This is a genomic window from Kitasatospora sp. NPDC057542 (assembly GCF_042801945.1).
Lineage (GTDB): Bacteria > Actinomycetota > Actinomycetes > Streptomycetales > Streptomycetaceae > Kitasatospora.
Window position 1 is genome coordinate 1 of the sequence record NZ_JBHVFE010000156.1, and the last position, 18,228, is coordinate 18,228.

The 18,228-nt window shown below is 72.1% G+C and carries 12 protein-coding genes and 1 rRNA gene; 11 read left to right on the forward strand and 2 right to left on the reverse strand.

Annotated features, from left to right (window positions below):
* Both rrf and ACFU7Y_RS20600 read left to right on the forward strand, forming a co-directional pair.
* Positions 1 to 82, forward strand: a 5S ribosomal RNA gene (gene rrf / locus ACFU7Y_RS20595); the annotation flags it as partial.
* 59 nt (positions 83 to 141) lie between these two features.
* On the forward strand, positions 142 to 987 hold the full coding sequence (locus ACFU7Y_RS20600; RefSeq protein ID WP_224279922.1) for a phosphatase PAP2 family protein: 846 nt from the start codon (positions 142 to 144) through the stop codon (positions 985 to 987).
* Positions 988 to 1,085: 98 nt separating this feature from the next.
* Here ACFU7Y_RS20600 and ACFU7Y_RS20605 read toward each other — a convergent pair whose 3' ends face one another.
* Both ACFU7Y_RS20605 and ACFU7Y_RS20610 read right to left on the reverse strand, forming a co-directional pair.
* Entirely contained in the window at positions 1,086 to 1,649 is a 564-nt protein-coding gene (locus ACFU7Y_RS20605; RefSeq protein WP_224279924.1) for a GPR1/FUN34/YaaH family transporter, read from the reverse strand.
* A 286-nt stretch (positions 1,650 to 1,935) separates the two neighbouring features.
* Complete coding sequence (locus tag ACFU7Y_RS20610; RefSeq protein WP_224279926.1) at positions 1,936 to 4,497, reverse strand: SpoIIE family protein phosphatase; 2,562 nt, start codon at positions 4,495 to 4,497, stop codon at positions 1,936 to 1,938.
* Between the two features lie 571 nt (positions 4,498 to 5,068).
* Here ACFU7Y_RS20610 and ACFU7Y_RS20615 point away from each other — a divergent pair.
* From ACFU7Y_RS20615 to ACFU7Y_RS20655, 9 genes are all read left to right on the forward strand, one after another.
* Positions 5,069 to 9,577 (forward strand): HAMP domain-containing protein, encoded by a 4,509-nt coding sequence (locus tag ACFU7Y_RS20615; protein WP_374119965.1) that lies wholly within the window; start codon positions 5,069 to 5,071, stop codon positions 9,575 to 9,577.
* 294 nt (positions 9,578 to 9,871) lie between these two features.
* Positions 9,872 to 10,510 carry a response regulator gene (locus tag ACFU7Y_RS20620; RefSeq protein ID WP_224279939.1) on the forward strand — a complete coding sequence of 213 codons (639 nt, stop codon included), beginning with the start codon at positions 9,872 to 9,874 and terminating at the stop codon, positions 10,508 to 10,510.
* 148 nt (positions 10,511 to 10,658) lie between these two features.
* Positions 10,659 to 13,322 carry a DNA translocase FtsK gene (locus ACFU7Y_RS20625; RefSeq protein ID WP_224279929.1) on the forward strand — a complete coding sequence of 888 codons (2,664 nt, stop codon included), beginning with the start codon at positions 10,659 to 10,661 and terminating at the stop codon, positions 13,320 to 13,322.
* Positions 13,323 to 13,640: 318 nt separating this feature from the next.
* Entirely contained in the window at positions 13,641 to 14,438 is a 798-nt protein-coding gene (locus ACFU7Y_RS20630) for a helix-turn-helix domain-containing protein (RefSeq protein ID WP_224279941.1), read from the forward strand.
* Between the two features lie 96 nt (positions 14,439 to 14,534).
* A complete protein-coding gene (gene rimO / locus ACFU7Y_RS20635; protein WP_224279931.1) occupies positions 14,535 to 16,025 on the forward strand; it encodes a 30S ribosomal protein S12 methylthiotransferase RimO in 1,491 nt (496 codons plus the stop codon).
* Positions 16,022 to 16,660, forward strand: coding sequence for a CDP-diacylglycerol--glycerol-3-phosphate 3-phosphatidyltransferase (gene pgsA / locus ACFU7Y_RS20640; RefSeq protein WP_224279934.1), 639 nt, complete (start codon positions 16,022 to 16,024; stop codon positions 16,658 to 16,660). Before rimO ends, pgsA begins: the two co-directional genes overlap by 4 nt.
* Positions 16,661 to 16,676: 16 nt before the next feature.
* Positions 16,677 to 17,159, forward strand: coding sequence for a CinA family protein (locus ACFU7Y_RS20645; RefSeq protein WP_224279936.1), 483 nt, complete (start codon positions 16,677 to 16,679; stop codon positions 17,157 to 17,159).
* Positions 17,160 to 17,476: 317 nt separating this feature from the next.
* The gene (locus tag ACFU7Y_RS20650) at positions 17,477 to 17,845 is read left to right on the forward strand and encodes a helix-turn-helix domain-containing protein (protein WP_049660741.1); all 369 of its coding nucleotides are present in this window, start codon (positions 17,477 to 17,479) and stop codon (positions 17,843 to 17,845) included.
* Between the two features lie 55 nt (positions 17,846 to 17,900).
* A complete protein-coding gene (locus ACFU7Y_RS20655; RefSeq protein WP_224279937.1) occupies positions 17,901 to 18,188 on the forward strand; it encodes a hypothetical protein in 288 nt (95 codons plus the stop codon).
* Positions 18,189 to 18,228 lie beyond the last annotated feature (40 nt).

The window sequence follows — 18,228 nt, forward strand, 5'->3', positions numbered from 1 at the left end:
CATTCCGAACCCGGAAGCTAAGCCTTACAGCGCCGATGGTACTGCAGGGGGGACCCTGTGGGAGAGTAGGACGCCGCCGAACAATTCTTCAGAAAAGCCCCTTCCCGTCCGGGAAGGGGCTTTTTGCGTTACCCTCTGCCAATGCAGAACCTGACCCTGACCTGGCAGTCCGCCGGGGCCGCCGCGATCGGCCTCCACGCGGGTGCGTACGCGGCGGTGAAGGGCCGGAAGCCTGCGCTGTCCGCGCTGTTGCGGGAGGCCGGCACGTTGTTGGCGCTGTTCGCGCTCTGGCAGCTGGTCGGGCACCTCTCGGTGATGAGTACGGACCACGCGCTGGACCGCGCGAGCTGGATCCACCACACCGAGCAGGTGATCGGACTGCCGGACGAGGCCTCCTGGCAGCAGGCGGTCACGCCGTACCCGGTGCTGGCGAGGCTGGCGAACTACTACTACGCGGTCATGCACTTCGCCGTCATGCTCGGTGTCCTGCTCTGGGTGTTCGTGCGGCACCGGAACCGCTACGCGTGGGTGCGCAACACGGTGGTGATCACGACGGCGGTCTGCCTGCTGGTGCAGTTCATCCCGGTGGCGCCGCCGCGGATGCTGCCGGAGAGCGGCTTCGTGGACCTGGCCGCCCAGTACGGGCAGTCGGTGTACGGCGGCGCGGTCGGCGGTGTGGTGGTGGCCGACCAGTTGTCGGCGATGCCCTCGGTGCACGTCGCCTGGTGCGTGCTGGCGGCGGTAGCGGTGATCCGGGTGTCACGCAGTTCGCTGCGATGGGTGATGGTGCTGCATCCGGTGCTGACGGTGGCCGTGGTGGTGGTGACGGCCAACCACTTCTGGTTGGACGGCATCGTGGCCGTGGTGATCCTGCTTCTCGCCTACGCCGTGCTGGCGTTGGTGGCACGCCGACGGGGCCGGGCCTCCGCCGGGACGGAGATCCGGCCCCGCACCACCGCCGAGGAGCGGCTGGAGCAGGTCGGTTGAACCGAGGCTGAACTCAGGTCGAGCCGGATCGGAACCCAGGTCGGGCCGAAGCGGAGCCCAGCTCCAGTCGAGCTCGGACCGAGGTCGTTCCGGACCGGTCACTTGACCGGCAGGGAGACCTTCCCCCAGGATCCGTTGCTCAGCGCGGAGGTGGCCCAGTACCAGGCGGCGAGCCCGGAGGCGGCCGCGATCCAGCCGGCGGTCTTGGCCAGGCCGCCGTAGCCGCCGAAGGTGGCGATGGCGGAGAGCAGCAGGGAGAGCGTCAACAGGCCGTAGACGGCGCGGCTGAGCAGGCCCGCGCCCCAGCTCGCGGCGGTGAGGGTGAGGGCGAGCAGGGCCCACAGCAGCAGGAAGAGGCCTGCGGCGTTCTTGCTCGCCCCGCCGGCCGCGGACCAGGTCGCCCAGAAGGCGCCGAGGCTGGTGAAGGCGGTTCCGGTGAAGCCCTCGCCGCCGCGGAGCTGCCAGAGGCCCGCGATGAAGAGGGTGACGCCGCCGAGCAGGTGGGTGAGGTGGGCCGCGTCCCCGAGCCCGGCGCCGTGCAGGATGCCGGTGGAGAGCAGACCGTAGGCGAGCAGTGTGAGTCCGAGCGCGAGGTAGCCGAGGTTACCTGCGTCGGCTCCGGTGGAGCGGGCGTTCGTTGCCCCGGAAGCGTCGTTGCTCACCGGAGGCTCCTTTCACTCTGGGCGCGCGCAGGGCGCAGTGACGCTGTGGGTGTCGTCTCGATGAGTGGATGCGCGCGACCGCACCGAAGGCGCACGGCTGTGAGCGTGCGCGGGCTGCGGTCGGAAGTGATGGGCCATCGGAAGTGATGGGCCAGCGGAGAGCCGCTGGTCACGTCCCCGCCGGAGGGATTCCCCGGTGAGATCGGTTTACCCGGACCGGCTCGCTTGTACCCTTGTGAATATAACAATTTGTGACTGCGTCAGCACGGCGCGGCTTGCGGACCGCTCACGCCTGGCGCTGGGTGGGCACCCGCAGGGTCAGGATCGCCATGTCGTCGGACGGCGGCTCCGGCGCGAAGCGCTCGACCGCGCGCTGCACCCGCGCCGCGACCGCGCCCGCGGTCAGGCCGGTGCAGCCGGTGAGCACCTCGGCGAGGCCGTCGTCGCCCAGCATCCGCCGGCCCTCGCGGCGTTCGGTGACTCCGTCGGTGACGCAGAGCAGGACCTCGCCAGGGGCGAGCACCAGGTGTTCGGCGGTGAGGTCGAGGTCGTCCATGACGCCGAGCAGTGGCTGCGGGGTGGCGGCGCGGTCGACCTGGCCGTCGGTGCGCAGCCGCAGCGGCAGCGGGTGGCCGGCGCAGACCAGGGAGAGCTCGGTGCTGCCGTCCGGTCGGGGCGTCAGTTCGCCGTAGAGCAGGGTGAGGAAGCGGCTGCGTGAACCCTCGTCCAGGATGGCCGCGTTGAGCCGGCGCAGCACCTGCGGGGCGTCGAGGCCCTCGCGGGCGAGCAGCCGCAGGGAGTGCCGGGCCAGGCCGGTGACCGAGGCGGCCTCGGGGCCGGTGCCGCAGACGTCGCCGATGGCGAAGCCGTAGGTGCCCTCGCGGATGGTGAACAGGTCGTAGAAGTCGCCGCCGACCTCGTTGCCCTCGCCGGCCGCCTGGTAGTAGACGTCCACCTCGACGCCGGGGATCTCCGGCAGGTCCGGTGGGAGCAGGCTGCGCTGGAGGGCCTGGCTGGTGGCGGTGCGCTCGGAGTAGAGGCGGGAGTTGTCCAGGGCGAGGGCGGCCCGGCGGGAGAGGTCCTCGGCGAGTTCGAGGATCTCCTGACGGAACCGGACGCCGGCCGGGACGCCGAGCACCAGCAGGCCGATGACGCGGTTGCGGGCGGTCAGTGCGAGGACGACGGTCTCGCCGAGCAGTCCGGCGAGTTCCGGGCCGTCGGTGAGGCCGCCGGCCTCGGCGGTCTCGGTGGGGGCCGTCCAGAACCGGACGCCGTGGGTGGGGCCGGCCTCCGGGGCGGGGGTCTTGCCGAGCAGGTCGCGCAGCGGGTCGATGCGGTCCTCGTCCTCGTGCAGGACGAAGGCGAGCCGGGCCGGGGAGGCGTGGTCGGGGGTGGTGTAGACGGCGCACCAGGAGGCGAGGGTGGGGACGGCCATCTGGGCCATCAGCGCGAGGGTCTGCTCGTGTTCGAGGGTGCCGGCCAGCAGGTCGGAGGCCTCGACCAGGAAGGAGAGCGAGCCGCGGCGGAGCTGTTCGAGCTCGGTCAGCCGGGTGCTCTCAACGGCGAGGGCGACCCGGTCGGCGGCGAACTGGAGGCGGAGCGCGTCCTCGTTGTCGTAGCGGCCGGGTACGGCGGCGGCGATGCCGAGGGAGCCGATCAGCCGGCCCTCGACCTTGAGCGGGACGGTGACCAGCGAGCGCATGCCGCTGCCGGAGAGCAGTGGCAGGCCGGTGGGCCGGGTGGAGAGGTCCTCGTGGACGGAGGGCAGCCGGGCGGAGTCGTAGCGGTTGCCGGTCCCGACCGGGAAGCGGGAGTGCCGGCGGTGTCCGGCGGTGAGGCCGGTGGCGGCCCGGACCTCGAACTCGGCCTCGTCCTCGGTGGTGAGCAGCAGGTACGCAGCGTCGCCGTCGAGCAGGTCGCGGGCGCGTTCGACGGTGCGCTGGAGCAGGGTGTCGAGGTCGTCGGTGGCGACCGGGCCGGCCAGCAGGTCAAGCCGGGGACCGGCCGGGTCGGGGCGGTCGCCGGGCAGGGCGCGGGCGGGGGAGCGCAGCACCGCGCGGTCTGGTTCGAGGACGAGCAGACAGAGGGTGGAGGGGACGCCCTCGGTGTCGCGCAGCCGGACCTGGACGCCGTACACCTCGACCTCGCGGCCGTCCTGGAGGCGGATGCCGTAGCCGCCCTCCCAGCGGGCCATCCGCAGGGTGTCGGTCAGGCCGAGGCCTCGGTCGGGGGACTGCGGCCAGACCGCGAGGTCGGCCCAGGGGCGGCCGAGGACGGCGGCGGCGGGGTACTGGAAGAGCGCCTCGGCGTCCGGGTTCCAGGCCAGCACCCGGCCGTCCTCGTCGAGTTGGACGACGGCGACGTGCACCGGGCCGGGGCCGCTGGGCAGATCGCTGCCGGGGGTCGCGGGAACGGCATAGCGGGTGCCGAGCACGTGTGCGGGCAGCTGGAGGCGGAACCAGACGGTCTTGCGGCCGGCCGCGTACTCGACGCCCCACCGTTCGGCGAGGGCGGAGCACATCAGCAGGCCGCGGCCGCCCTCGCCGTCCGGGTCGGCGTAGCGGTCGGAGGCGGTGACCGGACCGTCACCGAGCGAGGGCAGGCCGCGCTCGGGGTGGTGGTCGGTGACCTCGATCCGGACGCTCTCCTCCTCGCGCAGGCAGCAGACCTCCGCGGCGGTGCCGGCGTGCACGACGGCGTTGGTGACGAGCTCGCTGACCAGCACGACCGCGTCGTCGACGACCTCGGGCAGGCCCCAGCCGAGCAGAGCGTCCCGGACGAAACCCCGCGCGGCGGCCGCGGACCGGCCGTCGGGGTCGAAGGTGGCGGCTGCGCGCGCGGTGACCACGTTGCCACTTCTCCTCTGCTGCTCATGCCCTGGCTGTCCGGGGTGCGGCGCCGACTCCCCGTGCGCGCCGTCGGGGTGAGCGGCGGCGCTGGGTCGGGTCGTGGCCCGGTGCAGCGCTCCACCCTACTTTCCGCTTGGTTCCCCGTGGGGGCGGGGAGTCGAAACAGGCACCAGAGGGTGATTCTGCCCACCTGTTTCGGACGGTGCGGTACGAACCGAGCACAACCGGCCGTGCACCCGCTGCCGGTGCTGCCAGACTGGGGGGTCCGCGACGGCCGGTGGGAGCAGTACGGTCGTGTGGGTGCCGGCGCCTCTCGGGCCGCCGGTACGCAGCCCAGCCGGGCCGGTGCCCGGGTGCGTGCCGCACCGGCACGGTCGGTCACCGGACAGTTCACGATGTGGGAGGGGCCCGTTGAGTTCGGCCACCAAGGACGCAACCGGAACGACGCCGCCCGCCCCGCGCGGTGGGCGCCCCGGGGCCGTGCCGCGGAACGCGGCCGGCCGGCGGGCGAGCCACAACCGTGGCGCGGAGCCCGCCGAGCTGCGCAAGCTGCTGTCGGCGCTGACCGCGATGCGGGACGGAAACTTCCGCCGCCGGCTGACCGTCCCCGGGGACGGTCCGCTGGCCGAGATCGCCGCGGTGTTCAACGAGGTCGCCGAGCGCAACCAGCACCTGACCGGCGAACTGGCACGGGTGCGACGGGCGGTGGGCCGCGAGGGCCGGCTGAACGAGCGGCTGGAGACCGGCGCGGGCGAGGGCGCCTGGATGGCGGCGGTCGACAACTGCAACGCGCTGATCGACGACCTGGCCCGCCCGATGGCCGAGGTGGGCCGGGTGCTGACCTCGATCGCCGAGGGTGACCTGGACCAGAAGATGGAGCTGCGCTCGCTGCACAGCAACGGGGTGAGCCACCCGCTGCGCGGCGAGTACCTGAAGATCGGGCGGACCGTCAACGGGCTGGTGGACCAGCTCTCCGAGTTCACCGACGAGGTGACCCGGGTGGCCCGCGAGGTCGGCACCGAGGGCAAGCTCGGCGGCCAGGCCAAGGTCCGCAGTGTCTCGGGCAGTTGGAAGGACCTGGCGGACTCGGTCAACACCATGGCGGGCCGGCTGACCGCGCAGGTGCGCAACATCGCCCAGGTGACCACGGCGGTGGCCAAGGGCGACCTGTCCCGCAAGGTCACCGTCGAGGTGGCCGGCGAGATGCTGGAGCTGAAGAACACCGTCAACACGATGGTGGACCAGTTGAACGGATTCGCCGCCCAGGTCACCGCGGTGGCCCGGGACGTGGGGACGGAGGGCCGGCTCGGCGGGCAGGCCCAGGTGCCGGGTGTGGCCGGGGTCTGGCGGGACCTGACCGACTCGGTGAACTTCATGGCCGACAATCTGACCGGTCAGGTGCGCAACATCGCCCAGGTGACCACGGCGGTGGCGCGCGGGGACCTCTCGCAGAAGATCGAGGTGGACGCGCGCGGGGAGATGCTGGAGCTGAAGAACACCATCAACACGATGGTGGACCAGCTCTCCGGCTTCGCCGAGCAGGTGACCCGGGTGGCCCGCCAGGTGGGCACCGAGGGGCGGCTCGGCGGTCAGGCCCAGGTGCCCTGGGCGGCCGGGGTCTGGCGGGACCTGACCGACAACGTCAACTTCATGGCGAACAACCTCACCGATCAGGTCCGCAACATCGCCCAGGTGACGACAGCGGTGGCCAAGGGCGACCTGTCGCAGAAGATCCAGGTGGACGCGCGCGGGGAGATCCTGGAGCTGAAGAACACCATCAACACGATGGTGGACCAGCTGGGCGCCTTCGCGGACGAGGTGACCCGGGTCGCCCGGGACGTCGGCACCGAGGGCATCCTCGGCGGGCAGGCCAGCGTGCCCGGTGTGGCCGGGATCTGGAAGGACCTGACCAACTCCGTCAACCTGATGGCCAACAACCTGACCAGCCAGGTCCGGAACATCGCCGAGGTGACCACGGCGGTGGCGCGCGGCGACGTCTCCAAGAAGATCACCGTCGACGCCCGGGGCGAGATCCTGGAGCTGGTGACGACCGTCAACACCATGGTCGACCAGCTGTCGGCCTTCGCCGACGAGGTGACCCGGGTGGCCCGCGAGGTGGGCACCGAGGGCATCCTGGGCGGCCAGGCCCGGGTGCGCGGGGTGTCGGGCATCTGGAAGGACCTGACCGACAACGTCAACTTCATGGCATCCAACCTGACCGGCCAGGTGCGCAACATCGCCGAGGTCGCCGGCGCGGTGGCCCGCGGCGACCTCTCCAAGAAGATCTCCATCGACGCGCAGGGCGAGGTGGCGGCCCTCGCCGCGACGCTCAACACCATGGTCGACCAGCTCTCCTCCTTTGCGGTGGAGGTCACCAGGGTGGCCCGCGAGGTGGGCACCGACGGCACCCTGGGCGGTCAGGCGAGCGTGCCGGGCGTCGCCGGGATCTGGAAGGACCTGACCGACAACGTCAACCTGATGGCCAACAACCTCACCGGCCAGGTGCGGAACATCGCGCTGGTGATCACCGCGGTCGCCCGCGGCGACCTCTCGCAGAAGATCGACGTCGACGCCCGCGGCGAGATCCTCCAGCTCAAGACCAGCATCAACACCATGGTCGACCAGCTCTCCGCGTTCGCCGACGAGGTCACCCGGGTGGCCCGCGAGGTGGGCACCGACGGACGGCTCGGCGGCCAGGCCCGGGTGCCCGGCGTGGACGGCACCTGGCAGGACCTCACCGAGTCGGTGAACGAGCTGGCCAACAACCTGACCCGGCAGGTGCGCGCGATCGCCCAGGTCGCCACCGCGGTCACCAGGGGCGACCTGAGCCTGCGGATCGACGTGGACGCCGCGGGCGAGCTCGACGAGCTCAAGGACAACATCAACCAGATGATCGCCAACCTGCGCGAGACCACCCGCACCAACCAGGAGCAGGACTGGCTCAAGACCAACCTGGCCCGGATCTCCGGCCTGCTCCAGGGCCGCCGGGACCTGGAGGCGGTGGCCTCGCTGATCATGACCGAGCTGACCCCGGTGGTCTCCGCCCAGCACGGCGCCTTCTTCCTCGCCCAGCCGGCCGGCCGCACCGCCGAGCTGATCACCGAGGACGACGACGAGAACGACACCGTGCTGCGCCTGATCGGCAGCTACGGCTACCAGCGGCGGGCGATGCCGACCACCTTCCGCCCCGGAGAGTCGCTGATCGGCCAGGCCGCGGTGGAGAAGCGGGCGATCATCCTCAAGGAGGCGCCGCCCGGGTACCTGAAGATCGCCTCCGGGCTCGGCGAGGCCTCCCCGGCCCACATCGTGGTGCTGCCGGTGCTGTTCGAGGGCCGGCTGCTGGGCGTGATCGAGCTGGCCACCTTCAGCTCCTTCACCACCGTCGCGCTGGACTTCCTGAACCAGATCGCCGACCTGATCGGCGTCACCGTCAACACCATCAGCGTCAACACCAAGACCGAGGGCCTGCTGCTGGAGTCCCAGCGGCTGACCGCCGAACTCTCGATGCGGTCGGCCGAGTTGGAAGCCCGCCAGGAGGAACTGGAGCGCACCAACGAGGAGTTGCAGGAGAAGGCCGAGCAACTCGCCCAGCAGAACCGCGACATCGAGATCAAGAACGGCGAGATCGAGGAGGCCCGGCAGGTCCTGGAGGAACGCGCCGAGCAGCTCGCCCTGGCCTCCCGGTACAAGAGCGAGTTCCTCGCCAACATGTCGCACGAGCTGCGCACCCCGCTCAACTCGCTGCTGATCCTGGCCAAGCTGCTCTCCGACAACAACGAGGGCAACCTCTCGCCCAAGCAGGTCGAGTTCGCCGACACCATCCACGGCGCGGGCTCCGACCTGCTCCAGCTGATCAACGACATCCTCGACCTGTCCAAGGTCGAGGCCGGCAAGATGGACGTCCGCCCGGCCCGGATCGCCCTGGTCCAGCTGGTCGACTACGTCGAGGCCACCTTCCAGCCGGTCGCGCTGGACAAGAACCTGGACTTCGCCGTCCGGGTCTCGCCCGCCCTGCCGGTCACCCTCCACACCGACGAGCAGCGGCTCCAGCAGGTCCTGCGCAACCTGATCTCCAACGCGGTGAAGTTCACCGACGCCGGGGCCGTCGACTTCTCGATCCGCCCGGCCGGCCGGGAGGCCCCGCAGCACGTGCGCGAGCGGCTGCTGGAGTCCGGCTCGATCCAGGACCCGGACGACGAGCTGATCGCCTTCTCGGTCTCCGACACCGGCATCGGCATCCCCGGCAACAAGCTGCGGGAGATCTTCGAGGCGTTCAAGCAGGCCGACGGCACCACCAGCCGCAAGTACGGCGGCACCGGCCTCGGCCTGTCCATCAGCCGAGAGATCGCCCGGCTGCTCGGCGGGGAGATCCACGCCGAGAGCGAGCTGGGCAAGGGCTCCACCTTCACGCTCTACCTGCCGCTGCGCACCGAGGCCCCGGAGCCCGTCGGCGAGCCGCGCCCGGCCGTTCCGAACGGCCTGGCGCCGCGCGCCTCGGTCGGGGTGACCCCGGTGGGCCTGCCGGTGCCGGTCGGTGAGAACCCGGCCGACCACTGGGCCCAGGAGGTCCGCGAGCTGGCCGAGGAGCGCCGCCGCGGTGCCGTGGAGCGCCGGCGCAGTGCCGCCCTGGAGAGCGTCGCCGGGCCGCGGGCGGCGGAGCCCGTGCAGCCCCGCCCGGTCAACGGGGACCGGCGTTTCGACGGCCAGCAGGTCCTGATCGTGGACGACGACGTCCGCAACGTGTTCGCCCTCACCAGCGTGCTGGAGCAGCACGGCCTGACCGTCCTGTACGCGGAGAACGGCCGGGAGGGCATCGAGATGCTGGAGCAGCACGAGAGCGTGGCGCTGGTCCTGATGGACATCATGATGCCGGAGATGGACGGCTACGCGACCACCGAGGCGATCCGCCGGATGCCCCAGTTCGCAGGCCTGCCGATCATCGCGCTGACGGCCAAGGCGATGAAGGGCGACCGGGAGAAGTCACTGGAGGCGGGCGCCACCGACCACATCACCAAGCCGGTGGAGACCGACCACCTGCTGTCGGTGATGCACGAATGGTTGAACGGGGACCGCGCGTGACCGCGCGGGGAGGCGTGAACCCCGGACCGGGCCCCGGGGTTCACGCCAGCCGGTCGATCGGTTTGCTGGCGGCCGGGCCCGGGAACCGGGTAGGGTCACCGATCGTTGCGAACAGTGACCGGGCGGCGACACGCTGGTGAGCGTGCGCCGGAGCACTGGCTGCGCGCCGCTCCGGATCGGGTGACGACGGGGCGATGTGCCGGACGAGGGGGTGCGGCTAGCATGACCGGGGTAGCGGTGGGCAGCACGCGGGTGCCTGCACCGGGCGGCAGGCAGGCGACAGGAGGGCGAGCCCTGATGCAGAAGGCCAAGATCCTCCTGGTCGACGACCGACCGGAGAACCTGCTGGCGCTGGAGGCGATCCTCTCGGCCCTGGACCAGACGCTGGTGCGCGCGGCCTCCGGTGAGGAGGCGCTCAAGGCGCTGCTCACCGACGACTTCGCGGTGATCCTGCTGGACGTCCAGATGCCGGGGATGGACGGCTTCGAGACCGCCGCCCACATCAAGCGCCGCGAGCGCACCCGGGACATCCCGATCATCTTCCTGACCGCGATCAACCACGGCCCGCACCACACCTTCCGCGGTTACGCGGCCGGCGCGGTGGACTACATCTCCAAGCCCTTCGACCCGTGGGTGCTGCGCGCCAAGGTCTCCGTCTTCGTCGACCTGTACGCGAAGAACTGCCAGCTGAAGGAACAGGCGGCGCTGCTGCGCCTGCGGCTGGAGGAGGGCGGCGGCGAGCAGGCTCTCGGCGGGGCGCTGCTGGGCGAGCTGTCCGCGCGGCTGGCGGCGGTCGAGGAGCAGGCGGAGGCGCTCGGCAAGCAGCTGGACGGGGCCGAGGACGCCGGGGTGGCCGCCACCGCCGCGCACCTGGAGCGCAAGCTCGTGGGGCTGCGCCGGGCGCTGGACGCGATGCGCCCGGGCAGCTCCTGACCCGCCGTCGGCGGTTCACCCGTACGGGTGGTCCGGTGGGTGCGAACGGGTGAAACCCGGTCAGGGTGACGGGGTGTCTGCGACACGTCCGGGCACCCGGGCTCGGGCACGTGTGCAGTGGTCGCCCGCCCCGGTAGGCTGCTGACCCATGGCCACTCGCACGCCCGGGAACGCAGCACGTAAGACGAGTCCGGGACCGTCCAAGAAGGCCGCGGCGAAGGCCTCGGGCAAGCCGCCCGCGAAGAAGGCGGCGGCGAAGAAGGCGGCTCCCGCGAAGAGGACGGCGGCCAAGCCGGCCCCGCCCCCGCCGAAACCGTCCAGGTCGGTGCTGATGGGCGCGCTCAACGCCCTGGCGAGCCCGATCGCCGCGATCTTCCGGGGTGCCAGGAACCTCCACCCCGACCATCGCAAGGACGGGGTGGGCCTGCTGCTGTTCGGGCTCGCGCTGATGGTCGCCGCCGGCACCTGGTTCAGCTCCGCCGGCTGGCTGACCGAGGCGGCCACCGCCGTGGTGTCCGGGCTGTTCGGCCGGCTCGACGTGCTGGTGCCCTTCCTGCTGGCCGGGATCGCGATCCGGCTCTGGCGCCACCCGGAGCTGCCGGAGGCCAACGGCCGGATCATGATCGGGCTGAGCGCGCTGCTGGTCGGCGTCCTCGGCCTGGTCCACATCGGCTGCGGCGCGCCCATGATGGGCAGCGGCGCCTCCCGGATAAGGGCGGCCGGCGGGATCATCGGCTGGGCCGTGTCCACCCCGATGATGGCCGCCGCCGGGCCGGCGCTCGCCGTGCCGCTGCTCCTGCTGCTGTCCTTCTTCGGCCTGTTGGTGGTCACCGCCACTCCGATCAACCGGATCGGCGACCGGGTGCGGGGGATCGGCATACGGCTCGGGGTGGTCGAGCCCGGGCCGGAGGACGAGCAGCACTGGGGGCGCACGCCGGAGCGCGAGCTGTCCACCGACCCGCCGGAGGACGCCGACCCCGACGCGCTGCCGTTCACCGTGGACACCGACGGTGACGACCCCTCGGACGAGGTGGCCGCCCGCCGGCGCCGCCGCCGGCGCAAGCAGACCGAGGAGCCGGAGGACGCCGGGCGGATCTCCCTGGACAAGGAGCCACTGGACCCGTACGCCACCCGCGACCTCGCCGCCGGCGCGGCCGCCGACCTGGACGGCGCGCTGGTCTACGGCGTGCCCGCCTCCTCCGCGGTGGCGGACATGATGCACCAGGTCCAGGACCGCACCGCCCCGCCGGAGGAGCCCGCCGTCCCGGCCGCCCGCAGCGGTGGCCCGGGCGCGCCCGAGGAGCACGGCGCGGCGCCGGTGCGGATGGAGCAGCTCCAGCTCGGCGAGGGCGTCACCTACGCGCTGCCCTCGCTCGACCTGCTGGAGCGCGGCGGCCCGGCCAAGGCCCGCAGTGCCCTCAACGACGAGGTGGTCGCCCAGCTCACCGGCACCTTCACCGAGTTCAAGGTGGACGCCAAGGTCACCGGCTTCACCCGGGGTCCGACGGTCACCCGCTACGAGGTCGAGCTCGGACCGGCCGTCAAGGTGGAGCGGATCACCGCGCTCGCCAAGAACATCGCGTACGCGGTGGCCAGCCCGGACGTGCGGATCATCAGCCCGATCCCGGGCAAGTCCGCGGTCGGCATCGAGATCCCCAACCGGGACCGCGAGATGGTCAACCTCGGCGACCTGCTGCGCTCGCGCACGGCCGCCGAGGACTCGCACCCGATGGTCGTCGGCATGGGCAAGGACGTCGAGGGCCACACCGTGATGGCCAACCTCGCCAAGATGCCGCACATCCTGGTGGCCGGCGCGACCGGCGCGGGAAAGTCGTCCTGCATCAACTGCCTGATCACCTCGATCCTCGCCCGGGCCACCCCGGACGAGGTGCGGATGGTGCTGGTCGACCCCAAGCGGGTCGAGCTGACCGCGTACGAGGGCATCCCGCACCTGATCACGCCGATCATCACCAACCCCAAGAAGGCCGCCGAGGCCCTCCAGTGGGTGGTGCGCGAGATGGACATGCGCTACGACGACCTCGCGGCGTTCGGCTTCCGGCACGTGGACGACTTCAACGCGGCGGTGCGGGCCGGCAAGGTCACCCCGCCACTGGGCAGCGAGCGCGAGCTGAGGCCGTACCCGTACCTGCTGGTGATCGTCGACGAGCTGGCCGACCTGATGATGGTCGCGCCGCGCGACGTCGAGGACTCGGTGGTCCGGATCACCCAGTTGGCCCGCGCGGCCGGCATCCACCTGGTGCTCGCCACCCAGCGGCCCTCGGTGGACGTGGTCACCGGCCTGATCAAGGCCAACGTGCCGTCCCGGCTGGCCTTCGCGACCTCCGCGATGGCCGACTCCCGGGTCATCCTGGACCAGCCCGGCGCGGAGAAGCTGATCGGCAAGGGCGACGCGCTCTTCCTGCCGATGGGCGCGAGCAAGCCGATCCGCATGCAGGGCGCGTTCGTCACCGAGGCGGAGATCGCCAGGGTGGTGCAGCACTGCAAGGACCAGCTGACCGCCGTCTACCGGGACGACGTGATGGCCGGAGCCGGGCCGAAGAAGGAGATCGACGAGGAGATCGGCGACGACCTGGACCTGCTGATCCAGGCGGCCGAGCTGGTGGTCTCCACCCAGTTCGGCTCGACCTCGATGCTCCAGCGCAAGCTCCGGGTCGGTTTCGCCAAGGCGGGCCGGCTGATGGACCTGATGGAGTCGCGTGGGATCGTCGGCCCGAGCGAGGGCTCCAAGGCCCGCGACGTGCTGGTGAAGCCGGACGAGCTGGACGGGGTGCTGATCACCCTTCGGGGCTGACGGTCCGGGCCCTGCGGGGCCCGGACCGTGTCCTGGGCGAGGTGTCACTCGTTCGGAGGAGGGTAGGCGCCGCGCGGGGAACCGAACGTCCGTACGTCGCGTCACACGGCGGAAAGCGGACCCCGGGCTGCCCGCGCGGCTCCGCTGGCGGGTCGTCAGCGGGGTGTCGGACCCGTTCCGCTTGAGAAACGATCCGCCCACGCCCCTAGACTGTTCTCCAGCAGGTGGCCATCCGCTCGAAAGGCGCGCCCAGTGACCATCCGCAAGTCCTCCGACCGCGAGAACGTCAACTCGTCCGCCGAGCCGACCGACGACGTGATGCAGGCGGCCGATGCCCCGAGCATCGGCCGGGTGCTGTCCACCGCCCGGATCGACGCGGGACTCACGGTGGACCAGGTGAGCACCGCCACCCGGGTGCGGGTACCGATCGTCCATGCCATCGAGGAGGACGACTTCGCCCGCTGCGGCGGCGACTTCTACGCCCGCGGGCACATCCGCCTGATCGCCCGGGTGGTCGGCCTGGACGGCGAGGCGCTGGTCGCCCGGTACGACGCCGCGCACGGCGGCTCGCCCGCAGGCAAGCGCGCGGCGACCCAGCTGATCGACCGCGGCCCGATCAAGGTGCCCCGCCGCGGCCGGCCGAACTGGGCGGCCGCCATGGTCGCCGCGATCGTCGCCGTGGTCGTGCTGATCGGCTTCAACCTGGTCGGCGGCAAGGGCTGGCACGGCACCACCGGCTCGGCCAGCTCGCCGCTGCCCAGCGGCGCCGGGACCGGCTCGGTGGCCCCGGTGGACACGCCCACCGTCCAGCCGCAGGCGCCCGCGCCGAGCGCCGCCGCGATCGCCGCCGTCCCGGCCGACAAGGTCACCGTGAAGCTGGTCGCCGAGGGCACCAGCTGGATCTCGGCGACGGACGGCACCGGCAAGTCGCTGTTCCAGAACAACATCAGCAACGGCCAGGACCAGACCTTCACCGACCCCAAGCAGATCAAGCTGGTGCTGGGCAACGGCGGGGCCGTGCACGCGTACGTCAACGGAAAGGACCTCGGTCTCCTCGGCAAGGACGGCCAGGTGGTGCACGTCACGTACACCCCCGGAGACCCGCAGGCGGGCTGACCACAGGGGCCGGAGGGCCCGCTGATGATCAGCTGATCCGAGGCTCGCGGCCTCCGGGGCGAACGGCACCGGAGCCCGCGCGTTAATCTTGGCCCTATGCCTGAACGCCGCACTGTCGCCCTTGTCACGCTCGGATGCGCCCGCAACGAGGTGGACTCCGAGGAACTCGCCGGGCGACTGGAAGCCGACGGCTGGTTGCTCGTCGACGACGCCGCCGAGGCGGACGTCGCCGTGGTCAACACCTGCGGCTTCGTCGAGGCCGCCAAGAAGGACTCGGTGGACGCCCTGCTGGAGGCCAACGACCTCAAGGGGCACGGCCGCACCCAGGCCGTCGTCGCGGTCGGCTGCATGGCCGAGCGGTACGGCAAGGAGCTCGCCGACGCCCTCCCCGAGGCGGACGGCGTGCTCGGCTTCGACGACTACGCGGACATCTCCGACCGCCTCCAGACCATCCTCTCCGGCGGCCACCACGCCCCGCACATCCCGCGCGACCGCCGCAAGCTGCTGCCGATCAGCCCGGCCGAGCGGCAGACCGCCGCCGAGGCCGTCGCCCTGCCCGGCCACGGCGCCGAGGCCGCTGCCGAGCCGATCGCCGACCTGCCCGACGGCCTCGCCCCGGCCTCCGGCCCGCGCACCCTGCGCAAGCGGCTGGACGACAGCCCGGTCGCCTCGGTCAAGCTCGCCTCCGGCTGCGACCGGCGCTGCTCCTTCTGCGCCATCCCGGCCTTCCGCGGCTCCTTCATCTCCCGCCGCCCCTCCGACGTGCTGCACGAGGCCCAGTGGCTGGCCGGGCAGGGCGTGCGCGAGATCGTCCTGGTGAGCGAGAACAACACCTCGTACGGCAAGGACCTCGGCGACATCCGGCTGCTGGAGACGCTGCTCGGCGAGATCGCCGCGATCGAGGGCGTCGAGCGGGTCCGGGTCTCCTACCTCCAGCCGGCCGAGATGCGCCCCGGCCTGATCGACTCGATGACCGGGACCGCCGACGTGGTGCCGTACTTCGACCTGTCCTTCCAGCACTCGGCGCCCGCCGTGCTGCGACGGATGCGCCGCTTCGGCTCCACCGACCAGTTCCTGGAACTGCTGGGGACCATCCGCGGCAAGGCCCCGCAGGCCGGCGCCCGGTCCAACTTCATCGTCGGCTTCCCCGGTGAGACCGAGGAGGACTTCGCCGAGCTGGAGCGGTTCGTCACGCACGCCGGGCTGGACGCGATCGGCGTCTTCGGCTACTCGGACGAGGACGGCACCGAGGCCGCGACCTACGACGGCAAGCTCGCCGAGGACGTGGTCGCCGACCGGCTGGACCGGCTGAGCCGGCTGGCCGAGGAGATGACCGCCCAGCGGGCCGAGCAGCGGATCGGCACCGAGGTCGAGGTGCTGATCGAGTCGATCGAGGACGGCGTGGTCGAGGGCCGCTCCGCCCACCAGGCCCCGGAGACCGACGGCCTGACCACCCTCAACGGTGTCGAGGCCCCCGAGGTCGGCCAGTTCTGGCGGGCCAAGGTGGTCGCCAGTGAGGGCGTCGACCTGATCGCCGAGGCGCTGGAGCAGGTGCGACTGCCCAAGTCTTCGGGAGCCGGGGAATGACCAAGGGGCCCGGCGCCCCGGCCGCGGCCCACCCGGGCAGACCGGCGGCCGCGGCGCCGTCCACCCCGGGGGTCTGGAACATCGCCAACGTGCTCACGATGGTCCGGGTGCTGCTGGTGCCGGTCTTCGTGGCGCTGCTGTTCGCCGACGGCGGGCACAACCCCAAGTGGCGCTCGGTCGCCTGGGCCGCGTTCGCGATCGCGATGATCACCGACCTGTTCGACGGTGAGCTGGCCCGGCGCAAGGGCCTGGTCACCGACTTCGGGAAGATCGCCGACCCGATCGCCGACAAGGCGATCATGGGTTCGGCGCTGATCGGCCTCTCGCTGCTCGGCGACCTGCCCTGGTGGGTCACCGTGGTGATCCTGGCCCGCGAGCTCGGCATCACGCTTATGCGGTTCTGGGTGATCCGCTACGGGGTCATCCCGGCCAGCCGCGGCGGCAAGCTCAAGACGCTGACCCAGGGCACCGCGGTCGGCATGTACGTACTGGACCTGACCGGCTGGCTGGCCACCGGGCGGGCCGTGCTGATGGGGCTGGCGGTGCTGCTGACCGTCGGCACCGCGCTGGACTACATCGGACAGGCGCTGCGACTGCGCCGCGAGGGACAGGCCGCGGCGCGCGCGGCCCACTGAGCGACGGGGGAACCGGGTGGCGGAGCGGGACTACGAGCTGGCCGAGCGGGCGCACGCCGCGCTGCGGGCCGAGGGCGGCACGCTGGCCGTCGCCGAGTCGCTGACCGGGGGCCTGCTGGCCGCCGCGCTGGTGGACGTCCCCGGGGCGTCCGAGACCTTCCGGGGCTCGGTCACCGCGTACGCGACCGAGCTGAAGGCCTCGGTGCTCGGGGTGGACGAGGGCCTGCTGGACGTGTACGGGCCGGTCCACCCGGTGGTGGCCCGGCAGATGGCCGAGGGCGTGCGCGGGCTGCTGGGGGCCACGTACGGGCTCGCGACGACCGGGGTGGCCGGCCCGGACCCGCAGGACGGGCAGCCGGTGGGCACGGTACACCTGGCGGTCGCAGGCCCGGGGGGAACTCTGGTCAGTTCGCCCCTGCTGTCGGGCAGTCGTGCCACAATCCGTCACGGGGCGGTGACCGCGGCGCTGGAGCTGCTCGTCGGTCGGTTCGTACGGTAGGGGCCCGCCGGGAGGGATCTCCACCGAACCGAGATCTGCCGATCCGGTGCGCGGGTATGGGACAGCTGGAGGATCGTGTTACATCCAACACCCTGGTTGGGCAGAAACCAGGTGGCGAACGAGTTGCGTGACGGTGGCCGGGTGGGCCGCAACGGGTACCACGACGGGCCCGCGAACCCGGGTCTGACACCGGAACAAGGAGGGGGACGGCCTTGCAGCCCAGAGTGAACACGACCAGGGTCCCCGCACGCGAAGCGGGCAAGGCGGTACGGTGGGGACGTGACATCTCGATCCGCAGTCCGAGGAGGGAGGCACCGATGATCCTGCTCCGTCGCCTACTGGGCGATGTACTGCGTCGGCAGCGCCAGCGCCAGGGCCGCACACTCCGCGAGGTGTCGGCGGCCGCCAGGGTTTCGCTCGGATACCTCTCCGAGGTCGAGCGGGGACAGAAGGAGGCCTCCTCGGAGCTGCTCTCCGCCATCTGCGACGCACTCGACGTCCGGATGTCCGAGGTCATGCGCGAGGTCAGCGACGAACTGTCGCTCGCCGAACTTGCGGCGATGGCCACCCTCTCCGAAGGTGATCTGCTGAGGCCGGTACTCGAACCGGTTCCGCTGCCCGCCCCCGGCACCGACCGGGCGAACATGTCGCCCAAGGCCGCCGCGATGGACGTGGTCGCCGCCTGATCCCGGCCTCGGCTCCCGGGCGCCCCTGCCCGGGGCGAGCGAAGGGATGGCGGTCGTGCGAACAGACGCGCAGACGCGCCCGATGGCCCGAATACGGGCCCGGGCGCGGCCGTTCCTCCGGGTGCGGTGGGCGGTGGCGGTCTCCGTGGCCGGGCTCGCCTGGTGGCTCCTGGTGGCCCGGGGTCAGTCGGCCGACGGTGCGGCGCTGGGGCTGCTCGCGGCCGGCGGCTGGGGACTCGGTCTCATTCCGGTCCACGCCGACTGGAACGCGACCGGACCGGCCCGGCGCCCGCGCCCGGAGCAGGTGGGACCGGTGGAGGCGCAGCCGCCGCCGATCGGGTGATTCGACGTGGCAGGAGGCCGCGGGGTTCTCGACCCCGCGG